This window comes from Pseudomonas sp. TH08, from assembly GCF_016651275.1.
GTDB lineage: Bacteria > Pseudomonadota > Gammaproteobacteria > Pseudomonadales > Pseudomonadaceae > Aquipseudomonas.
Map to the genome: position 1 here is coordinate 955,055 of NZ_JAEKEE010000001.1, position 20,627 is coordinate 975,681.

The following is a 20,627-nucleotide window of genomic DNA, read 5'->3' on the forward strand; positions in this document are numbered from 1 at the left end:
CGATCCAAACAAGGACACTAGCGCGTATCGAAAGTTATGCAGTGCGCACGCAAAAAAACGCCCCTTTCGGGAGCGTTCTTTTTTACAGCGTGTGTATTACTTGCGTTTCATCGACAGGAAGAACTCGTCGTTGGTCTTGGTCGTTTTCAGCTTGTCGACCAGGAACTCGATGGCAGCCACTTCGTCCATCGGGTGCAGCAGCTTGCGCAGAATCCACATGCGCTGCAGTTCGTCGTCAGCGGTCAGCAACTCTTCACGGCGGGTGCCGGAGCGGTTGATGTTGATCGCAGGGAACACGCGCTTCTCGGCGATCTTGCGATCCAGAGGCAGCTCCATGTTGCCGGTACCCTTGAACTCTTCGTAGATCACTTCGTCCATTTTCGAGCCGGTTTCAACCAGCGCGGTGGCGATAATGGTCAGCGAGCCGCCTTCTTCGATGTTACGCGCAGCACCGAAGAAACGCTTTGGCTTCTCCAGGGCGTGAGCATCGACACCACCGGTCAATACCTTGCCGGAGCTCGGGATCACGGTGTTGTAGGCACGGGCCAGACGGGTGATGGAGTCGAGCAGGATCACCACGTCTTTCTTGTGTTCGACCAGGCGCTTGGCCTTCTCGATCACCATTTCGGCAACCTGTACGTGACGGGTCGGCGGCTCGTCGAAAGTCGAGGCAACCACTTCGCCGCGCACGGTGCGCTGCATTTCGGTTACTTCTTCCGGACGCTCGTCGATCAGCAGCACGATCAGGTGAACTTCAGGGTTGTTACGGGCGATGTTCGCTGCGATGTTTTGCAGCATGATCGTTTTACCGGCTTTCGGCGGTGCCACGATCAGACCACGCTGGCCTTTGCCGATCGGGGCGCACAGGTCGATCACGCGACCGGTCAAGTCTTCGGTGGAACCGTTACCGGCTTCCATCTTCATGCGCACGGTCGGGAACAGCGGGGTCAGGTTCTCGAAAAGAATCTTGTTTTTCGCGTTCTCGGGACGATCGAAGTTGATCGTGTCGACCTTGAGCAGGGCGAAATACCGCTCGCCTTCCTTCGGAGGGCGGATCTTGCCAACGATGGTGTCACCGGTGCGCAAGTTGAAACGGCGGATCTGGCTTGGCGAGACGTAGATATCGTCCGGGCCGGCCAGGTAGGAAGCGTCAGCGGAGCGCAGGAAGCCGAAGCCGTCCTGGAGAATCTCCAGCACGCCATCACCGGAGATTTCCTCGCCGCTTTTCGCGTGCTTTTTCAGCAGGGAGAAAATCACGTCCTGCTTGCGCGAACGGGCCATATTTTCTATGCCCATCTGTTCGGCCAATTCGAGCAGTTCGGTAATCGGCTTTTGCTTGAGTTCAGTCAGATTCATATAGGAATGACGTAATCATTTATGGAGGGGGGGAAATTAAGCTTTTGGCTTAATGAGGCCGCGCCGCAGAGAAGGCGACAGGATCGCGTCTTATTCGAAAAGGAGTGCGTCGGCGACGGCTAGCAGGGGGCATTGGAGAAACCAGTGCGGGGCCGAATGTACCACCTGAGTTTCGGAGCGTCTAGCCCTGAATACGCAAAAAGCCCCGCTATTTGCGGGGCTTTTTTTCCGGCTCTTTACAGCGACGCTTAGATGTTGGCGTCGAGGAAAGCGGCCAGTTGCGACTTCGACAGAGCGCCGACCTTGGTCGCTTCAACGTTGCCGTTTTTGAACAGCATCAGCGTCGGGATACCACGCACGCCGTGCTTGGCCGGGGTTTCCTGATTTTCGTCGATGTTCAGTTTGGCAACGGTCAGCTTGCCTTTGTAAGTCTCGGCAATCTCGTCCAGAACCGGAGCGATCATTTTGCAAGGACCGCACCATTCAGCCCAGTAATCGACCAGGACAGCGCCTTCGGCCTTGAGTACGTCGGCTTCGAAGCTAGCGTCGCTAACGTGTTTGATAAGATCGCTGCTCATGGAATTCTCCAGGTTGTAAGCAAAAAAACGTGGCCCATCATAGCCGCCCTTCCCCTGTTCAGGAAGCCGCAGATGATTGAGTCTTGCTATGGTGCCCCATGAGTTTGGGTATAGCTCAAGTCACGCCGTGGCGGGGGCGGTAAAGGCGATTCCAGTACGAAGGGCAGCGTTGCGCACGTGTTCCTGCATGGCTTTTTGCGCGGCCCCGGAGGACCGGCGTGCGAGCGCGCGGAGGATCTTGCGGTGTTCCTGCCAGGTTTCCATGGCGCGTTCGGCACGGATGAACGGTAGTTTCTGACTCTCCAGAAACATCTCGGCGCTGTTGGTGAGGATGCTCAGCATCGCCTGATTGCCGCTGGCCAGCAGGATTCGCCGGTGGAATTCGAAGTCCAGCTTCGCCGCCGCTTCGAAGTCTGCATTGCGCAATTGCTCGCGCATTGCCGCGACATTGTCCTCCAGTGCATCCAGATCGAACGTGCTCAGGGTCATTGCCGCCAGCCCGGCGGCAAAGCCTTCCAGCGCGTAGCGCAATTGAAAGATATCCAGCGGTGACGCCTGCGCCGCGAAGGACCAGCCCGGAGCGTTCTCACCGCGCGACAACTCCACCGGTGACTGCACGAAAACACCCTTGCCCGGCTGAATGCTGACCACACCCAACGCGCTCAGCGACGACAGTGCTTCACGCAATGAAGCCCGGCTGACGCCCAACTGCAAGGCCAGATCGCGCTGCGACGGCAAGGCATCGCCCGCGCCGAAACCCTGTTCGGTGATCAGTTTGCGGATCGCTTGCAGTGCCACTTCGGGGACCGCACGGGAAATCGAATTCATGGTTGTTCAGACGCGTCAGGCCAATGTGCGGCTAGTTGTAAAGCTATTCGCCGAGTCCGGCAAGTCGTGCCCCAGCGGGGTTCGGTGAATCCGCCCGGTGCGCCATGGCAGTGCGAAAAACAACCTGACTGTTCAGACCAGTAAGACCGAACAAGTCCGCTGAAACTGGGGCTTTCCGGGGCAAAAGCAGCGTATTGGCACGGCCCGTGCTCTGTCCGATCGCAGCATTCACTTCCCGCCGATCCGGAGATTGTCCATGACCCAGCGTTACAGCGCCCTCCTCGCTTCCCTGTTTGCCGGCCTGCTGCTGTGCCAGGCCCCCGCTCATGCCGACGGTCTCGACGACGTGGTCAAACGCGGCACGCTGAAAGTCGCCGTACCCCAGGACTTCCCGCCGTTCGGCTCGGTCGGCCCGGACATGAAACCCCGTGGCCTGGACATCGACACGGCAAAACTGCTGGCCGATCAGCTCAAGGTCAAACTCGAACTGACCCCGGTCAACAGCACCAACCGCATTCCGTTTCTGACCACCGGCAAAGTCGACCTGGTGATTTCCAGCCTCGGCAAAAACCCGGAGCGCGAGAAAGTCATCGACTTCTCCCGCGCCTACGCACCGTTTTACCTCGCCGTGTTCGGCCCGCCAGACGCGGCGATCGCCAGCCTCGACGACCTCAAGGGCAAAACCATCAGCGTCACCCGTGGCGCCATCGAAGACATCGAGCTGAGCAAAGTCGCCCCGGAAGGCGTGACCATCAAGCGTTTCGAAGACAACAACTCGACCATCGCCGCTTATCTCGCCGGGCAGGTCGACCTGATCGCCAGCGGCAACGTGGTGATGGTCGCAATCAGCGAAAAGAACCCGAAACGTGTGCCGGCGCTGAAAGTGAAGCTCAAGGATTCGCCGGTCTACGTTGGCGTGAACAAGAACGAAGCAGCGCTGCTGGCCAAGGTCAACGACATCCTGACCACCGCCAAAGCTGACGGCGCTTTGGAAAAGAACTCGCAGACCTGGCTGAAAGAGCCGCTGCCGGCCGATCTCTGATCGACTGCGCGGGAGACCTTCATGGCTTATCAGTTTGATTTCATGCCGGTGCTGGAAAACACCGACCTGCTGCTGCGCGGAGCACTGTTCACCCTTGAACTGACGGCCATCGGCGCGCTGCTTGGGGTGGGCGTGGGTATTGTCGGAGCGCTGGTACGGGCTTGGGAGATCCGCCCGTTCTCGACGATCTTCGGCGTCTACGTCGAGTTGATCCGCAATACGCCGTTTCTGGTGCAACTGTTCTTCATCTTCTTCGGTCTGCCCTCGCTTGGCCTGCAGATTTCCGAGTGGCAAGCGGCGGTGCTGGCGATGGTGATCAACCTCGGCGCGTACTCGACCGAGATTATCCGCGCCGGCATTCAGGCGATCCCGCGCGGGCAACTGGAAGCGGCGGCGGCACTGGCGATGACGCGTTTCGAGGCGTTCCGCCACGTGGTGCTGCTGCCGGCGCTGGGCAAGGTCTGGCCGGCGCTGAGCAGCCAGATCATCATCGTCATGCTCGGTTCGGCGGTGTGTTCGCAGATCGCTACCGAAGAGTTGAGCTTTGCCGCCAATTTTATTCAGTCGCGCAACTTCCGCGCCTTTGAAACCTATGCGCTGACCACGCTGATCTACCTGTGCATGGCGCTGCTGATCCGCCAACTGCTGAACTGGATCGGCCGTCGCTACATCAGCCGAAGCGGGAGCCGCGTATGAGCGATTTCACCTTCTGGGACATCCTGCGCAACCTGCTCGTCGGCCTGCAATGGACACTGGCGTTGTCGCTGGTGGCGTTTATTGGCGGCGGGCTCGTCGGGCTGCTGATCCTGATCATGCGCATCTCGAAAAACGCCGTGTCGAGCAATATCGCCCGCACCTGGATCGAACTGTTTCAGGGCACGCCACTGTTAATGCAGCTGTTTCTGGTGTTCTTCGGCGTGGCGCTGGCCGGGATCGAAATATCACCGTGGATGGCCGCAGCGATTGCCCTGACCTTGTTCACCAGTGCATATCTGGCGGAGATCTGGCGCGGTTGCGTGGAGTCGATTCCGAATGGCCAGTGGGAAGCCTCGGCGAGTCTGGCGCTGAATCCGCTGGAACAACTGCGCTACGTGATCCTGCCGCAAGCGCTGCGCATTGCCGTGGCGCCGACCGTGGGCTTCTCGGTGCAAGTGGTCAAAGGCACCGCGGTGACCTCGATCATCGGTTTCACCGAGCTGACCAAGACTGGCGGCATGCTCGCCAATGCCACGTTTGAACCGTTCATGGTCTATGGCCTCGTCGCCCTCGGCTACTTCCTGCTCTGCTACCCCTTGTCCCTCAGTGCGCGCTACCTGGAAAGGAGACTGCATGCCTCTGCTTAGAATTTCCGCCCTGCATAAATACTACGGCGATCACCATGTGCTCAAAGGCATCGACCTGACCGTCGAGGAAGGCCAGGTGGTGGCGATCATCGGCCGCAGCGGCTCGGGCAAATCGACCTTGCTGCGCACGCTTAATGGCCTGGAGTCGATCAACGACGGCGTGATTGAAGTCGACGGCGAGTATCTCGACGCCGCCCGCGCCGACCTGCGCAGCCTGCGGCAGAAAGTCGGCATGGTCTTTCAGCAGTTCAACTTGTTCCCGCACCTGACCGTTGGCGAAAACGTCATGCTTGCACCGCAAGTGGTGCAGAAAGTGCCGAAAGCCAAGGCAGCGGAACTGGCGCGCGAGATGCTCGAACGGGTCGGCCTGGGGGAAAAATTTGACGCCTTCCCGGATCGGTTGTCCGGCGGCCAACAGCAACGGGTAGCGATTGCGCGCGCGTTGGCGATGTCGCCAAAGGTGCTGCTGTGCGACGAGATCACCTCGGCGCTCGACCCGGAACTGGTCAACGAAGTGCTCAGCGTGGTGCGGCAACTGGCCAAGGAAGGCATGACACTGATCATGGTCACCCACGAAATGCGCTTTGCCCGTGAGGTCGGCGATAAATTGGTGTTCATGCACCATGGCAAGGTGCATGAGGTGGGGGATCCGAAGGTGTTGTTTGCCAATCCGCAGACGGCTGAGCTGGCGAACTTTATTGGCACCGTTGAAGCGACAGCCTGAAGGAAATACAGGGGCTTTTAGGTCCTCATCGCGAGCAGGCTCACTCCTACATTGGAATGCGGTCACCTGTAGGAGTGAGCTTGCCCGCGATTGACCGCGCAGCGGTCACAGACTTTATGCGCTGAATCAAGGGTTTGAACCATGCGCGTTGGCGCCAGCGTTTGATCGTGGCACGATGTCGGGGTTATCGACCGAGACCCCCTGACCATGCCGCAATCCCAAGCCAAGAATCTGTCCCTGATCGCCGCAATCGACCTGGGCTCCAACAGCTTTCACATGGTCGTGGCCAAGGCCCAGAACGGCGAAATCCGCATTCTCGAGCGGCTCGGCGAGAAGGTTCAGTTGGCTGCCGGCATCGACGATGAGCGCAAGCTCAACGAAGAATCGATGCAACGCGGCCTCGATTGCCTCAAGCGCTTTGCCCAACTGATCAACGGCATGCCGCTCGGCGCCGTGCGCATCGTTGGCACCAACGCCTTGCGTGAAGCGCGCAACCGCCTCGAGTTCATCCACCGCGCCGAAGAAATCCTCGGCCACCCGGTGGAAGTCATTTCCGGTCGTGAAGAAGCGCGCCTGATCTACCTCGGTGTGTCCCACACCCTCGCCGACACCCCGGGCAAGCGTCTGGTGGCCGACATCGGCGGCGGCAGTACCGAATTCATCATCGGCCAGCGTTTCGAGCCTTTATTGCGCGAAAGCCTGCAAATGGGCTGTGTCAGCTTCACTCAGCGCTATTTCAAGGATGGCAAGATCACCCCGGCCCGCTACGCCCAGGCGTACACCGCGGCGCGGCTGGAGATCATGAGCATTGAGCACGCCCTGCATCGCCTGACCTGGGATGAAGCCATCGGCTCCTCAGGCACCATCCGCGCCATCGGCCTGGCACTGAAGGCAGGCGGGCACGGCACTGGCGAAGTGAACGCCGAAGGTCTGGCGTGGCTCAAGCGTCGCCTGTTCAAGCTTGGCGACGTCGACAAGATCGATTTCGAAGGCATCAAGCCTGATCGCCGGACAATCTTCCCGGCGGGCCTGGCGATTCTCGAAGCGATTTTCGACGCCCTCGAACTGCAACGCATGGATCACTGTGACGGCGCGCTGCGTGAAGGCGTGCTCTACGACCTGCTCGGCCGTCACCATCACGAAGACGTGCGCGAACGCACCCTGACCTCGCTGATGGAGCGCTATCACGTTGATCTGGAACAAGCGGCACGGGTTGAGCGCAAAGCCCTGCACGCCTTCGATCAAGTAGCAGTGGACTGGGAACTGGATGACGGCATCTGGCGCGAACTTCTTGGCTGGGCGGCGAAAGTGCACGAAGTCGGGCTTGATATCGCTCACTATCACTACCACAAGCACGGTGCTTATCTGATCGAGCACTCGGACCTTGCCGGCTTCTCTCGCGAAGACCAGCAAATGCTCGCCCTGCTGGTGCGCGGCCATCGCCGCAATATTCCCAAGGACAAGTTTGCCGATTTCGGCGACGACGGCGACAAGCTGATCCGCCTCTGTGTGCTGCTACGCTTTGCGATCCTGTTCCACCACATTCGCGGTACACAGACGATGCCGCAGGTGGCATTGCACGCCAAGGGTAATAACCTTGACGTGGAATTCCCGGAGAACTGGCTGGATGAGAATCAGCTGACTCAGGCGGATTTTGGCCTCGAGGCCGATTGGCTGACGCGGGTGGGGATTGTCCTCACTGTCCACTGAGACATTGTTTACTGGGGATTTTGTGGCGAGGGGATTTATCCCCGTCGGAGCGCGAAGCGGCCCCTTTCTTGATCAAAAGCGGGGCCTGCTGCGCAGTCCAACGGGGATAAATCCCCTCGCCACAGGTTGTGTGCATGACAGGTACAAAAAAGGCGATCCCGTGGGATCGCCTTTTTTATTGGGCTGAAGGTCAGCTGCTTACCGGCAAAATCGGGCTGCCCAAGCGTTCCAGCAGCGTCGCCTGCGCGCTGCGCGGGTTCTGGTTGCCGGTTGGCGTGTTGCGGATGTAACGGCCATCCGACTGCAGGCTCCAGCTGTGGGTGTTGTCGGTCAGGTACAGCTCCAGCTCTTTCTTCACGCGGGTCAGCAGCTTTTTGCCTTCCACCGGGAAGCAAGTCTCCACACGCTTGTCGAGGTTGCGCTCCATCCAGTCGGCGCTGGAGAGGAACATCTGCTCCTCGCCGCCGTTGAGGAAGTAGAACACCCGCGTGTGCTCAAGGAAGCGGCCAATGATCGAACGCACATGGATGTTGTGCGAAACCCCGGCAATCCCCGGACGCAGGCAGCACATGCCGCGTACCACCAGATCGATGCGCACGCCGGACTGGCTGGCCTTGTACAGCGCGCGGATGATCTTCGGATCGGTCAGCGAGTTGAACTTGGCGATGATGTGCGCCGGTTTGCCTTCAACGGCGAACTGGGTCTCGCGGGCAATCATGTCGAGCATGCCCTTCTTCAGGGTAAACGGCGCGTGCAACAGCTTCTTCATTCGCAGCGTCTTGCCCATGCCGATCAACTGGCTGAACAGTTTGCCGACGTCTTCGCACAAGGCATCGTCGGAGGTCAGCAGGCTGTAGTCGGTATAGAGCTTGGCGTTGCCGGCGTGGTAGTTACCGGTGCCGAGGTGCGCGTAACGCACGATCTCTCCGGCCTCGCGACGCAAAATGAGCATCATCTTGGCGTGGGTCTTGAAGCCGACCACGCCGTAGATCACCACCGCACCGGCCGCTTGCAGACGGCTGGCCAGTTGCAGGTTGGACTCTTCGTCGAAGCGCGCGCGCAGCTCGATGACCGCGGTCACTTCCTTGCCGTTACGCGCGGCATCGACCAGCGCATCGACGATTTCCGAGTTGGCGCCGGAGCGGTAAAGCGTCTGGCGCACGGCCAGGACATGCGGGTCTTTCGCCGCCTGGCGCAGCAGGTCGACCACTGGCGTGAACGACTCGAACGGGTGCAGCAGCAGGATGTCCTGTTTGCTGACCACGCTGAAAATGTTCTCGCTGTTTTGCAGCAGTTTCGGAATCTGCGGGGTGAACGGCGTGTATTGCAGCTCCGGATGGCTGTCCAGACCGGTGATGCTGAACAGTCGCGTCAGGTTGACCGGGCCGTTGACCTGATACAGCTCGGTCTCGCTCAGGTTGAACTGCTTGAGCAGGTAGTCCGACAAATGTTTCGGGCAGGTGTCGGCGACTTCCAAACGTACCGCATCACCGTAACGACGCGAGAACAACTCGCCACGCAGCGCGCGGGCCAGGTCTTCGACGTCTTCGGAATCGAGCGCGAGGTCGGCGTTTCGGGTCAGACGGAACTGGTAGCAGCCTTTTACCTTCATGCCCTGGAACAGGTCATCGGCGTGCGCGTGAATCATCGACGAGAGGAACACGTAGTTGTCGCCAGCGCCGCCAACCTCTTCCGGCACCTTGATGATTCGTGGCAGCAGACGCGGCGCCGGAATAATCGCCAGACCGGAATCGCGACCAAAGGCGTCGATGCCTTCGAGTTCAACGATGAAGTTCAGGCTCTTGTTCACCAGCAACGGGAACGGGTGCGTCGGGTCGAGGCCGATCGGGGTGATGATCGGCGCGATCTCGTCGCGGAAATAGCGGCGCACCCAGGTCTTGAGCTTGGTCGTCCAGTTACGGCGACGGATGAAGCGCACCTGATGCTTTTCCAGCTCCGGCAGCAGTATGTCGTTGAGGATCGCGTATTGACGATCAACGTGACCGTGCACCAGCTCGCTGATTCGCGCCAACGCTTGATGCGGCTGCAAGCCATCGGCACCGGCCTGTTCACGGGCGAAGGTGATCTGCTTTTTCAGGCCGGCAACACGGATTTCGAAGAATTCATCGAGGTTGCTGGAGAAGATCAGCAGGAACTTCAGCCGCTCCAGCAACGGATAGGACTCGTCCAGCGCCTGTTCCAGCACGCGGATGTTGAATTGCAGTTGCGAGAGCTCGCGGTGGATATACAGGCTGCTGTCATCCAGGCCCGGAATGGCAATCGCCGGCACCGCCGCAGCGGTTTCGGCCACCGGCGCGGGTGGCGCAGGCTCCAGCTCCGGCGGGGTTTCGGTGATTTGCTCCACCACCGGCTGAGCTTCTTTTACTGCAACTTCAGTGAGTCCTTCGGTATTCATTGAATGTTCCTGGGAGGGCTATTTCTGCTCTCGTAACAATTGAGCGGCACGGACAGCAAAGTAAGTCAGGATGCCATCAGCGCCGGCACGTTTAAAGGCGGTCAGTGATTCAAGAATCACCGCCTCGCTCAACCAGCCATTCTGGATCGCCGCCATGTGCATGGCGTATTCGCCGCTAACCTGATAGACGAAGGTCGGCACTTTGAAGGCATCTTTTACCCGGAAAAGAATGTCCAGGTATGGCATGCCCGGCTTGACCATGACCATGTCCGCGCCTTCAGACAAGTCCGCACCGACTTCGTGCAGCGCTTCGTCGCTGTTGGCCGGGTCCATCTGGTAAGAAGCCTTGTTCGCTTTGCCAAGATTCGACGCCGAACCCACAGCATCGCGGAACGGGCCGTAATAGGCGCTGGCGTACTTGGCCGAGTAGGCCATGATCCGCACGTTGACGTGACCGGCGATTTCCAGCGCTTCACGGATGGCTTGAATGCGACCGTCCATCATGTCCGACGGTGCAACCACCTGCGCGCCGGCTTCGGCGTGGGACAGGGCCTGGCGCACCAGTGCGTCGACGGTGATGTCGTTCTGCACGTAGCCTTCTTCGTCGAGAATACCGTCCTGACCATGAGTGGTGAACGGGTCGAGGGCGACGTCGGTGATCACCCCCAGTTCCGGGAAGCGCTCACGCAGGGCGCGGGTCGCGCGCTGGGCAATGCCTTCGGGATTCCAGGCTTCGGCAGCGTCGAGGGATTTGAGTTCAGGAGGCGTCACCGGAAACAGCGCCAGCGCCGGAATACCCAGTTCGACCCATTTCGCCGCTTCTTCAAGCAGCAGGTCGATGGTCAAGCGCTCTACGCCCGGCATCGACGCCACGGCTTCGCGGCGGTTTTCACCGTCGAGCACGAACACCGGCAGGATCAAGTCATCGACCGTCAGCACATTTTCCCGCACCAGCCGACGCGAAAAATCGTCACGACGATTGCGCCGCAGGCGAGTGGCTGGGAACAAACGGTTGGCAGGGGTAAAGCTCACGGCGGACTCCTGAGCCCGCGCAAACGGGCGAGCGTGACAGTTATAGACGGCCATTATGACTAACAGATGACAGTTGCGTGAGACCCGTGACACGTAGCCGCATTCCATTCTCAGTGTAGGAATTGTTCACGTCGAGACACATTTCGACACTTTCATGAATGTGTCCGAAGGGTTAGGCTGCGCGTTCATTTCGCCAGCACCCAGACAATGCTCCAACAATTTCTGCATGACTTTGGCTACTTTGCCTTGTTCCTCGGCACGTTTTTCGAAGGCGAAACCATTCTGGTGCTCGCGGGCTTCCTCGCGTTCCGTGGATACATGGACATCAATATGGTGGTGGTCGTGGCGTTCTTCGGCAGTTATGCCGGCGATCAGCTGTGGTACTTCCTCGGCCGCAAGCACGGGCGCAAGTTGCTGGCGCGCAAACCGCGCTGGCAGATGATGGGCGACCGCGCGCTGGAACACATTCGCAAGCATCCGGACATCTGGGTCCTGAGCTTCCGCTTCGTTTATGGCTTGCGCACGGTGATGCCGGTGGCGATCGGCCTGTCCGGCTATCCACCGGGACGCTATCTGTTGCTCAACGGCATCGGTGCGGCGATCTGGGCGACGGCACTGGCCGCTGCGGCGTACCACTTCGGTGCGGTACTGGAAGGCATGCTCGGCAGCATCAAGAAATACGAGCTGTGGGTTCTCGGTGCCTTGCTGGTGCTGGGTGTTGGCCTGTGGCTGCGCCGCCGCTTCAAGAATGCGCGTCTGGCGAAGCAGGTCTACGCCGACGAGCAAGCAGCAAAAGCTGCGCAGTTGCATCAAGCCGAACAGGCCAAAGCCGACGAGCCTAAACCGCCAACCGAGTAATTCGTTGGCGGCACACATACAGCCCGATGCCACTGAGCAGGCTGTAACCGAGCAAGCCAGCCCACATCAGCGGGCTGGCCGGCCATAGCCCAACGACCGGCGCCAGCGACACCAGCGGCACATTCGATGCCAGCCGCAATAGCTCCACCTTCAGCGCCCACGGGCGATTCTCCAGGGCTACGCCCAACGCAAACACCCCGAACGCCACCGCGCCCCAGCCGAGCACCAATGCGGCCGTCGGCAGGCTACGCTCGAGATTCATCAGATAACTGCCCAGCGCGATATACACGCAAAACTGCAACGCCACGTATCCCTGCTGACGCCGTTCAAGCGGCACGTCGAATTTGCGAAATTGAGCCAGATCCGGCTTGTTCATCGGGTACCTGGCCGCGACATCGGCCGGACGCCAACCGGTGCGCATGAACCAGATCCGCCACTTGTCCCACTTGCTCTCGGCCCGCCGGGCGTCGTCCCACAGCTGCGCATAAAACTGCACATTGGCCCACAGCGGATTCCAGCTCGCCAGCGCTGTGGTCACGCCGAAAATCACCGGTTCGTTGTCATCTTCCTCCTGGAACGTGCCGAACAGCCGATCCCAAAAAATGAACACCCCGCCGTAGTTGCGATCCATGTAGAGAGCGTTCTGTGCATGGTGAGCCCGATGATTGGACGGCGTGACAAAAAACCACTCGTACCAGCCGAGCTTGGGAATGTGTTTGGTGTGAACCCAGAATTGATAAAGCAGGTTCAGCGCCGCGACGCTGACAAACACCAGCAGCGGCACTCCGAGCACCGCCATCGGCAGGTAGAAAACCCAGCCCAGCAGAAACCCGGTACTGGTCTGGCGCAACGCGGTGGAGAGGTTGTACTCCTCGCTCTGGTGATGCACCGAATGCGCAGCCCAGAGGATGTTGCGCTCATGGCCCATGCGGTGCAGCCAGTAGTAGCAGAAATCGTAGAGGACGAAGGCCAATACCCAGACCCAGACGCTGTCTGCGGGCAGCCGGATCACCGCCAGATGCTCCAGGGCAAACGCGTACGTGATCAGCCCTACGCCTTTGGTCAGCAACCCGGTGGTGGTCGACAGCACGCCGGTGCTGATGCTGTTCACCGCATCGGCCAGGCGATAGTTGCTGACCCCGCGCCAACGGTCGGCGAGCAGTTCCAGCGCAATCAACACCAGAAAGAACGGCACCGCATACAGAATGAAGTCCATGACGCGTCCTGAGTGAAGTCTTGAAGGACAGATCCTAGGCGTAGCCGCCCGTTAACCCTATGGCAACGCGCGACAATTTAGTGGACATTTAGCGCCATGAATCTGGAGAGAAACCCATGAGCAAAAAAGTTGCAGTGATCCTGTCCGGCAGTGGCGTGTACGACGGCGCCGAGATCCATGAGAGCGTCATCACCCTGCTGCGCCTCGATCAACGCGGCGCGCAGGTGCAGTGCTTTGCCCCGAACATCGCGCAATTGCATGTGATCAATCACCTGACCGGTGAAGAAATGCCCGAGTCGCGCAACGTGCTGGTGGAATCGGCGCGCATTGCCCGTGGCAACATCAAGGACATCCGCGAGGCCGACGTCGACGACTTCGATGCGCTGATCGTGCCCGGTGGTTTTGGTGCGGCGAAGAACCTTTCCAACTTTGCCGTCGAAGGCGCGGGCTGCTCCGTTCAGCCTGAAGTCCTGGCGTTGGCCGAGGCGTTTGCCGAAGCAGGAAAACCGGTCGGCCTGATGTGCATCTCGCCGGCACTTGCGGCAAAAATCTACGGCCCGGGCGTGACCTGCACCATCGGCAATGATGCCGACACCGCCACCGCCATGAACAAGATGGGCGCGACCCACGAAGATTGCGCCGTCAGCGACATCATCGAAGACAAGGCACGCAAACTGGTGACCACCCCGGCTTACATGCTGGCGCAGAACATCAGTGAAGCGGCGTCCGGCATCAACAAACTGGTCGACCGCGTGCTCGAACTGACCCACGAAAACGACGCCTGACCGAAACTGCTGAAATCCTTTGTGGCGAGGGGATTTAGCGAAACGTCGCACCGCCCCGTTGGGGCGCGAAGCGGCCCCGCTGTTTTAATTCAAGAGCGGGGCCTGCTGCGCAAGCCAACGGGGATAAATCCCCTCGCCACAGGGATCCGGTTGAATCAGGGTTTGCGGGTCAGGCGGGTGAGGATCCGGTCCAGCGCATTGGCAAACGCCTGCTTCTCGCGATCGCCGAACGGCGCCGGGCCGCCGCTCATCTGACCTTGCTCACGCAGGTCGGTGAAGAGATTACGCACGGCCAAGCGCTCGCCCATGTTCTGCGCATCAAACTCTTTGCCGCGCGGATCCAGCGCCGCCACGCCCTTCTTCACCAGCCGATCCGCCAGCGGGATATCGCTGCAGATCACCAGCTCACCGGGCACCGCGTGCTCGACCAGATAATCGTCCGCCGCATCCGGCCCGCTCGGCACCACGATCAGTTTGACGATGGCCAGCCCCGGCTTGGTCTGCGGTTGCCCGGCCACCAGCACCACCTCGAACTGGCGCTTGAGGGCGAACTTCACCACCAGATCTTTCGCTTGCCGAGGGCAGGCGTCGGCATCGATCCATACACGCATCATCGTTTCCTCATTCCAAAAAGCATCGCGGGCAAGCCACGCTCCCACAACGTTCATTGTAGGAGCAAGGCTTGCCCGCGAATGTGAGCGCAGCGAATGCTGTCAGGCCGTTACTCGCCGTTTCTCAGCCACCCAACTGCGCCCATACAACACAACAATCGCCAAGATCGCCACCGCCTGCGCCGTCAACGAATACGCGTCGGCATGAATCCCCAGCCAGTCAAATTCAAAGAACGCCACCGGCCGCGTGCCGAAGATCCCGGCTTCCTGCAGCGCCTTCACGCCATGCCCGGCAAACACCACCGACAACGCGCAGAGCAGCGCGGCGTTGATGCTGAAGAACAACGTCAGCGGCAGTTTCGCCGAGCCTCGCAGGATCACCCACGCCAGACCGACCAGCAGCACCAGCGCCGTCGCCCCGCCTGCCAGCACCGCGTCATGCCCGGCTGGCCCTGCCTGCAACCACAGGGTTTCGTAGAACAGAATCACTTCGAACAGTTCGCGATACACCGAGAAAAACGCCAGGATCGCAAAGCCGAAGCGCCCGCCGCCACCGACCAGGCTGCTCTTGATGTAATCCTGCCAGGCCGCCGCGTGGCGACGGTCGTGCATCCACACGCCGAGCCACAGCACCATCACGCTGGCGAACAACGCCGTTGCACCTTCAAGCAATTCACGCTGCGAACCGCTGACATCGATCACATACGCCGCCAGCGCCCAAGTGCCGAGGCCAGCCAGCAGTGCCAGCCCCCAACCAACGTTGACGCTGCGCACCGCCGATTGCTGGCCGGTATTGCGCAGGAACGCGAGGATCGCCGCCAGCACCAGAATCGCTTCCAGCCCTTCGCGCAGCAGAATCAGCAACCCGGAGATGTAACTCAAAGACCAGCTCAAGCCATCGCTGCCCAGCAGACCGGCGGATTCCTTCAGCTTGGCCTTGGCCGCGTCCAGGCGCTGCTCGGCCTGCTCGACCGGCAAACCGTCCTGCAACGATTGCCGATAAGCCATCAGCGCTTTTTCGGTGTCTTTGCGCACGTTGGCGTCGACGTTATCCAGCGAACTTTCGACCAGCTCGAAACCTTCCAGATACGCCGCTACCGACAGGTCATAGGCCTGATCGTGCTCACCGGCTCGGTACGCCGCCAGGCTCTTGTCCAGCGTCGCGGCGGTGTAGTCGAGCAACTGCGCCGGGCCACGTTTGACCTGCGGCGGCTGCGCCCGTTGCGCACGGAACGTCGCCGCCGCTGGAGCGCCCTCGGCGGCCTGTACTTCGGCCGGGGTCTGACGCGCCAGGTCGGCGATGTTGTAGGTTTTCTCGGACTTGGCGGCCGCCGCATCGGCGCTGAAGCCGGCGATGTAGGTGGCCAGATCCCAGCGCTGACGATCGTCGAGCTGATCGGCGAACGCCGGCATGTCGGTGCCTTCGACGCCTTGACCGAGGGTACTGTAGATCGCATACAGGCTCAGGTGATCCATCCGCGCAGCTTCCCGCAGATTGGCTGGCGCAGGCGCCATGCCGAGCGCTGCCGGGCCGTCACCGACGCCGCTGTCGCCGTGGCACACCGAGCAATTTTGCGCATACAGCGGCGCGCCACGTGCAGGGTCCGGGGTGATGATCGGTGCCTGGCTGACTTCATAGGCCACGGCCAGTTTCGCCCCCAGTTGCCGCGCCTGACGGGCGACGTCCGCACCGTCCTGCCTCGCCGTGATCGCACTGTGCAGCGCATCGACGCCCTGCTCCAGCGCGGCCTTTTCCGGCTTGGCCGGCAGCGCGCTGATCAGGCTCTGCAACGCCTGAGTGAATTCCAGCTGCTCGCGGTATTCGGCGTCATCGAGAATTTTTCCCGCCTCGACCGTCGGCGGGTAATCGGCGCTGATGTAATCGAGCAGGTGCAGCGCTTGCGGCGCGCCTTCCACTGTGTCGGCCAGCAGATTGAAGCTGCTCAGGGCGCACAGCGGAAACACCAGCCAGGCCAGAAATCGGGACGAGGCAGTCATGAAGGGTTCTCAAGGGGAAATACAGAGTTACATATTGTTCACTCCGACGACGTTTCTCTCAAGCTTTGTCGGCGTTTCGCGGTGTTTAACGCGTAGACGCCGTCAGGTTCCGGTAATGCTCGGCCATGAAATCAACCAACACTTTGACCTTCAGCGCGACATGTCGGGCATGCGGATACAGCGCGTAATAATGCCGCTGGCCGAGGGTGCAGTTGGGCAGTATCTGCACCAGCCGCCCGCTCAGCAGGTCGTCCTGCACCGTGGCCCGGGTGAATGAGGCGATGCCGACACCCGCCAGCGCGGCTGCATGCAGCGAACTGATCGAGTCCGCCCTGAAGTGACCTTGTGCCCTGACCGCCGTGATCGCTCCGCGCGCATCGGTCAACGACCAGTCGCTGCCGCCGGTAAATGCCAACAGTTGATGCTCGGCCAACTCCCGCACCTGACGCACCAGGCCATGCCGGGCCACATACGCAGGCGACGCCACCAGCAACATGTCCGAGACCGTCAGCAATCGCGCCACCAATGACGAGTCCGCCAGCGGCCCGCAGATACGCAGCGCGACATCAAAGCCTTCGGCGATCAGGTCGACAAAGCGGTCTTCGCAGGACAGATCGACTTCAATCTCGGGATAACGTTGTTGAAATGCCGGGAGCCAGTTCGCCAGCTCCAGCGTGCCGATCACCATCGGCGCGCTGATACGCAGGACGCCGCTGGGGCTTTCATGGGCCTGCCCGACTGCGATGGCGGCTTGGTCCAGTCGATCAAGAATGTCCACGCAGGCGGTGTAATACTGCTGTCCCGCCGTGGTCAGGCTGAAGCGTCGGGTATTGCGATTGATCAGCCGTGTGCCGAGTTCGGCTTCCAGTTGCTGCAGCTGCCGGGAAATGGTCGAGTGCGTGGTGTCGAGTCGCTCGGCGGCGGCGCTGAAACCGTGACACTCGACGATGCAACGAAACGCACGCATGGCCAGCAGTTGATTCATTGAAATACCGGGATTCAATTGATCGGTGAGCACGCAAGCCTAGCGCAATCCATGGTGCACCGACATCCGCAAACCGCCCCTATAATGCGCCATCTGCCCGCCCTTGCCGTTCAAGGAAGAACCCGCCTCCATGCGCCTTTGCCTGCCGACTTTTCTGCTGTTCAGTGTCCTCGTGCATCTGAGTGGCTGCGCCGCTTTTCGCAATTACGATCTGGAGATGCAGCAGACTACCGATCAGATGACCCAAGGCAATCTCTACGGTGCGCTGGCGTTGATGGAAAGGCATAACCCGTGGGAAGACAAGGATCTGCTTTATTACCTGGAAAGAGGCGCCATTCTCAGCGCCGGCAGTGCATTGCCCGAAAGCCAAGAAGACTGGCGCACCGCCGATCGCATGATTTTCCAGCGCGAAGAGGCCAATCCTTCCGGTGCCATGAAGTTGCTGACGCGGTTCGGTAATGAAATGGGCACCATGCTCGTCAACGACAAACTGCTGCGCTACGAAGGCTATGACTATGAAAAGGTCATGCTGACCACGCAAATGGCCCTCAACCAGTTATCCGTCAATGATTTCGACGGTGCCCGCGCAGATATCAAGAAGACCCATGAACGCGAAGTCCTGATTGCCCGCCAGCGCGAAGTGCAATACGAAGAGGCGGAGGCACAGGCCAAGACCCAGGGCATAACCCTGCGTTACAAAGATCTGGAAGGTTATCCGGTGGCCATACTCGATGCGCCGCAAGTGGTCGAACTGAAGAACGGCTATCAGAGTGCGTTCAGCCACTATCTGGCCGGTTTCACCTACGAAGCCCTGGGTGAGCGTGACCTCGCTGCGCCGGGTTATCGCCAGGCCATCGAATTGCGCCCGGACATGCCGTTTCTCCAGAAAGCGCTGCGTAATCTCGACAAGCCTGCAGCGAAGGCCGATGAAAGTGACGTTCTGATCATTGTGCAAAGCGGGCTGGCACCGGCTCGCAGTTCGGTGCAAGTGCCGATTCCGGTGCGACTGAATGAAAACCTGGTGATCATTGCGCCGATATCCTTCCCGGTGATGATTGCGGACGCTGTCACCCCCACCTTCAATCACCTGAACATTGATGGCCATAAACAGCCGCTGACGGTCATCAACAGCGTGACCGACATGGCCATGCGAACACTGCGTGATGACATGCCGCAAATCATCTCGCGCGCCATGTTCCGCGCCAATCTGGCCGCCATCGGCCAAGCACAGGAAAACGATCGCAATCCAGCCAAGGCCTCATTGGTGGTAACACAGAAGGATCCTCTCGAGGAGGCCGACACGCGCACCTGGCGCGCCCTGCCCGACAAGACGCTCGTCACTCGTTTGCGTCTGAAAAAGGGGCTGCACACGGTCGACGTCCCCATTTACCCCCGGGCCATCCCCTTACCTTGCGCGTCGATAAGGATCATCAAATACTCAATCTGCGCGTGTTCCGGGATCAGACCTATTACGTGGGGTCGGCTTTCGTTGCACCTGCGACGCCTTTGCCAGAGAAAGTAACAAGCTCGAAATAAGTAATGGCATCTAACTAACCAGTGCAATTAAAAAGCTATTACATAGCCATCACCTCCCGCTTATAATGCCGCGCCCTCGCTATTGCGAAACGGCATTAAAGCTCCTCAGGATATGAGGAATTGGCAGGAGGCCAGCGCCACTGTCGATGGGTCATACCAGCCCGACCAGCATCCGCGGCTGTATTTACTCCAGGGAAGAAGTACCCCCATGGCATTCCGCGCTCCCACCTTGATCGCGCTCAGCGCTGTCACTCTGCTGTCCGGTTGTTCCGCTTTTCGCAACTACGACTCCGAACTGGCCCAGACCAACCAGCAACTGGCCAGCGGCCACGTCGACGCCGCCCTGACCCTGCTGGAAAAGAACAACAGCGGCCCGGACAAAGACCTGCTCTATTACTTCGAGAAAGGTGAATTGCTGCGTGCCAAGGGCGACCTGTCGGGTAGCCAGAGTGCCTGGACCAGCGCCGATCAGGTGGTCGGTCAGTGGGAAGATTCGGTCAAGCTCGACACCGGTAAATACCTCGCTCAGTTCGGCAGCTTCATCGTCAACGACAAGGTGCGTCGCTACGAAGGCTACGACTACGAAAAAGTCATGCTGACCACGCAGATGGCCCTGAACCTGCTGGCGGTCAACGACTTCGACGGCGCGCGCACTGCGATCAAAAAGACTCACGAGCGTGAAGCCGTGATCGCCGACCTGCGTGACAAGGAATACCTCAAGAGCGAAGAAGAGGCCGAGAAAGAAGGCATCAAGACTCAGTACAAGGATCTGCAAGGCTACCCGGTCGCCAGCCTCGACGCGCCGGAAGTGGTCGGCCTGAAGAACAGCTACCAGAGTGCCTTCAGCCATTACCTGGCCGGTTTCGTCTACGAAGCCCTGGGTGAAAAAGACCTGGCGGCGCCGGGTTACCGCAAAGCGGCCGAACTGCGCCCGAACACGCCGCTGCTGGAACAGGCGCTGGTCAACCTCGACAAGCCGGTCAAATCCGACGACAGCGACATCCTGATCGTGGTGCAAAGCGGCCTGGCACCGGCCCGTGATTCGATCCGCGTGCCACTGCCACTGCCAATCTCCAACAACCTGGTGATCACCCCGCTGTCGTTCCCGATCATCAAACCGGACACTTCCACCGCAACGTTTGCGCAAATTGGTGTCGACGGTCAGCAAGTGGATCTGACGGCCCTCAACAGCACCACCGCGATGTCGCGTCGCGCCCTGCGTGATGACATGCCGGGGATCATCGTACGCACCACCGTGCGCGCGATTACCAAAGGTGTCGCGCAGAAGAAGATCAACGAAACCAACCCACTGGCTGGCTTGGCCGTCGGTATCTCTTCAGCTGTGCTCGAAGGTGCCGATACCCGCACGTGGCGTACCCTGCCGGACTACACCCAAGTGGTGCGTCTGCGCCTGAAAAAGGGCGAGCATCAGGTTACCCTGCCGAGCGCCGTGGGCGGTTCGGTGGTCAAGGTCACCGTCGATCAGCGTTATCAGGTGATCAGCCTGCGCGCAGTGGGCAATCAGGTATTCGCCGGCGGCCTCGCCGCACACGTAGTCCCGAGCGCCGGCGCGACCAACGTCGCCAGCCTCAAACAACCTTAAGAACGG

Annotated in this window: 17 protein-coding genes and 1 pseudogene; 9 read left to right on the plus strand and 9 right to left on the minus strand. The window is 60.1% G+C overall.

The features are described from left to right. Positions 1-96: 96 nt before the first annotated feature. The 3 genes from rho to JFT91_RS04570 all read right to left on the minus strand — a co-directional run bounded on the left by rho (position 97) and on the right by JFT91_RS04570 (position 2,762). Complete coding sequence (rho, locus tag JFT91_RS04560) at positions 97-1,356, minus strand: transcription termination factor Rho (protein WP_003229334.1); 1,260 nt, start codon at positions 1,354-1,356, stop codon at positions 97-99. Positions 1,357-1,604: 248 nt separating this feature from the next. Continuing rightward, positions 1,605-1,934, minus strand: a complete 330-nt coding sequence (gene trxA, locus JFT91_RS04565) for a thioredoxin TrxA (protein WP_003206727.1) — start codon at positions 1,932-1,934, stop codon at positions 1,605-1,607. 120 nt (positions 1,935-2,054) lie between these two features. Next, the gene (locus tag JFT91_RS04570; RefSeq protein ID WP_201231683.1) at positions 2,055-2,762 is read right to left on the minus strand and encodes a FadR/GntR family transcriptional regulator; all 708 of its coding nucleotides are present in this window, start codon (positions 2,760-2,762) and stop codon (positions 2,055-2,057) included. 256 nt (positions 2,763-3,018) lie between these two features. Between JFT91_RS04570 and JFT91_RS04575 the strand changes: the two genes are divergently transcribed. The 5 genes from JFT91_RS04575 to ppx all read left to right on the plus strand — a co-directional run bounded on the left by JFT91_RS04575 (position 3,019) and on the right by ppx (position 7,581). Beyond that, the gene (locus tag JFT91_RS04575) at positions 3,019-3,804 is read left to right on the plus strand and encodes a transporter substrate-binding domain-containing protein (RefSeq protein ID WP_201229156.1); all 786 of its coding nucleotides are present in this window, start codon (positions 3,019-3,021) and stop codon (positions 3,802-3,804) included. Between the two features lie 21 nt (positions 3,805-3,825). Further along, positions 3,826-4,500, plus strand: coding sequence for an amino acid ABC transporter permease (locus JFT91_RS04580; RefSeq protein ID WP_201229157.1), 675 nt, complete (start codon positions 3,826-3,828; stop codon positions 4,498-4,500). Further along, the gene (locus tag JFT91_RS04585; protein WP_201231684.1) at positions 4,497-5,147 is read left to right on the plus strand and encodes an amino acid ABC transporter permease; all 651 of its coding nucleotides are present in this window, start codon (positions 4,497-4,499) and stop codon (positions 5,145-5,147) included. The genes JFT91_RS04580 and JFT91_RS04585 overlap by 4 nt, the downstream gene beginning before the upstream one ends. Continuing rightward, positions 5,134-5,871 carry an amino acid ABC transporter ATP-binding protein gene (locus tag JFT91_RS04590; protein ID WP_201229158.1) on the plus strand — a complete coding sequence of 246 codons (738 nt, stop codon included), beginning with the start codon at positions 5,134-5,136 and terminating at the stop codon, positions 5,869-5,871. Before JFT91_RS04585 ends, JFT91_RS04590 begins: the two co-directional genes overlap by 14 nt. A gap of 207 nt (positions 5,872-6,078) precedes the next feature. Then, entirely contained in the window at positions 6,079-7,581 is a 1,503-nt protein-coding gene (gene ppx / locus JFT91_RS04595) for an exopolyphosphatase (protein ID WP_201231685.1), read from the plus strand. 190 nt (positions 7,582-7,771) lie between these two features. Here ppx and ppk1 read toward each other — a convergent pair whose 3' ends face one another. Then, complete coding sequence (gene ppk1 / locus JFT91_RS04600) at positions 7,772-9,997, minus strand: polyphosphate kinase 1 (protein WP_201229160.1); 2,226 nt, start codon at positions 9,995-9,997, stop codon at positions 7,772-7,774. An 18-nt stretch (positions 9,998-10,015) separates the two neighbouring features. After that, positions 10,016-11,029, minus strand: a complete 1,014-nt coding sequence (hemB, locus tag JFT91_RS04605) for a porphobilinogen synthase (RefSeq protein ID WP_008084506.1) — start codon at positions 11,027-11,029, stop codon at positions 10,016-10,018. A 207-nt stretch (positions 11,030-11,236) separates the two neighbouring features. Between hemB and JFT91_RS04610 the strand changes: the two genes are divergently transcribed. Next, positions 11,237-11,887, plus strand: coding sequence for a DedA family protein (locus JFT91_RS04610; RefSeq protein WP_201231686.1), 651 nt, complete (start codon positions 11,237-11,239; stop codon positions 11,885-11,887). Here the strand turns inward: JFT91_RS04610 and JFT91_RS04615 are convergent. After that, positions 11,868-13,103, minus strand: coding sequence for a sterol desaturase family protein (locus JFT91_RS04615; RefSeq protein WP_201231687.1), 1,236 nt, complete (start codon positions 13,101-13,103; stop codon positions 11,868-11,870). The genes JFT91_RS04610 and JFT91_RS04615 overlap by 20 nt on opposite strands. Positions 13,104-13,219: 116 nt before the next feature. Here JFT91_RS04615 and elbB point away from each other — a divergent pair, with 116 nt between their 5' ends. Then, positions 13,220-13,888, plus strand: coding sequence for an isoprenoid biosynthesis glyoxalase ElbB (elbB, locus tag JFT91_RS04620; RefSeq protein WP_201231688.1), 669 nt, complete (start codon positions 13,220-13,222; stop codon positions 13,886-13,888). Between the two features lie 155 nt (positions 13,889-14,043). On the opposite strand, the gene JFT91_RS04625 is transcribed toward elbB, so the two are convergent. From JFT91_RS04625 to JFT91_RS04635, 3 genes are all read right to left on the minus strand, one after another. Beyond that, positions 14,044-14,499, minus strand: coding sequence for a YaiI/YqxD family protein (locus JFT91_RS04625; protein WP_201229167.1), 456 nt, complete (start codon positions 14,497-14,499; stop codon positions 14,044-14,046). 102 nt (positions 14,500-14,601) lie between these two features. Further along, the gene (locus JFT91_RS04630) at positions 14,602-16,497 is read right to left on the minus strand and encodes an FTR1 family protein (protein ID WP_201231689.1); all 1,896 of its coding nucleotides are present in this window, start codon (positions 16,495-16,497) and stop codon (positions 14,602-14,604) included. Positions 16,498-16,582: 85 nt separating this feature from the next. Then, positions 16,583-17,482, minus strand: coding sequence for a LysR family transcriptional regulator (locus JFT91_RS04635; protein WP_201231690.1), 900 nt, complete (start codon positions 17,480-17,482; stop codon positions 16,583-16,585). 130 nt (positions 17,483-17,612) lie between these two features. Here JFT91_RS04635 and JFT91_RS04640 point away from each other — a divergent pair. Beyond that, positions 17,613-19,018, plus strand: a pseudogene (locus JFT91_RS04640) (COG3014 family protein). Positions 19,019-19,226: 208 nt separating this feature from the next. Further along, the gene (locus JFT91_RS04645) at positions 19,227-20,621 is read left to right on the plus strand and encodes a COG3014 family protein (RefSeq protein WP_201198799.1); all 1,395 of its coding nucleotides are present in this window, start codon (positions 19,227-19,229) and stop codon (positions 20,619-20,621) included. Positions 20,622-20,627: the final 6 nt, after the last annotated feature.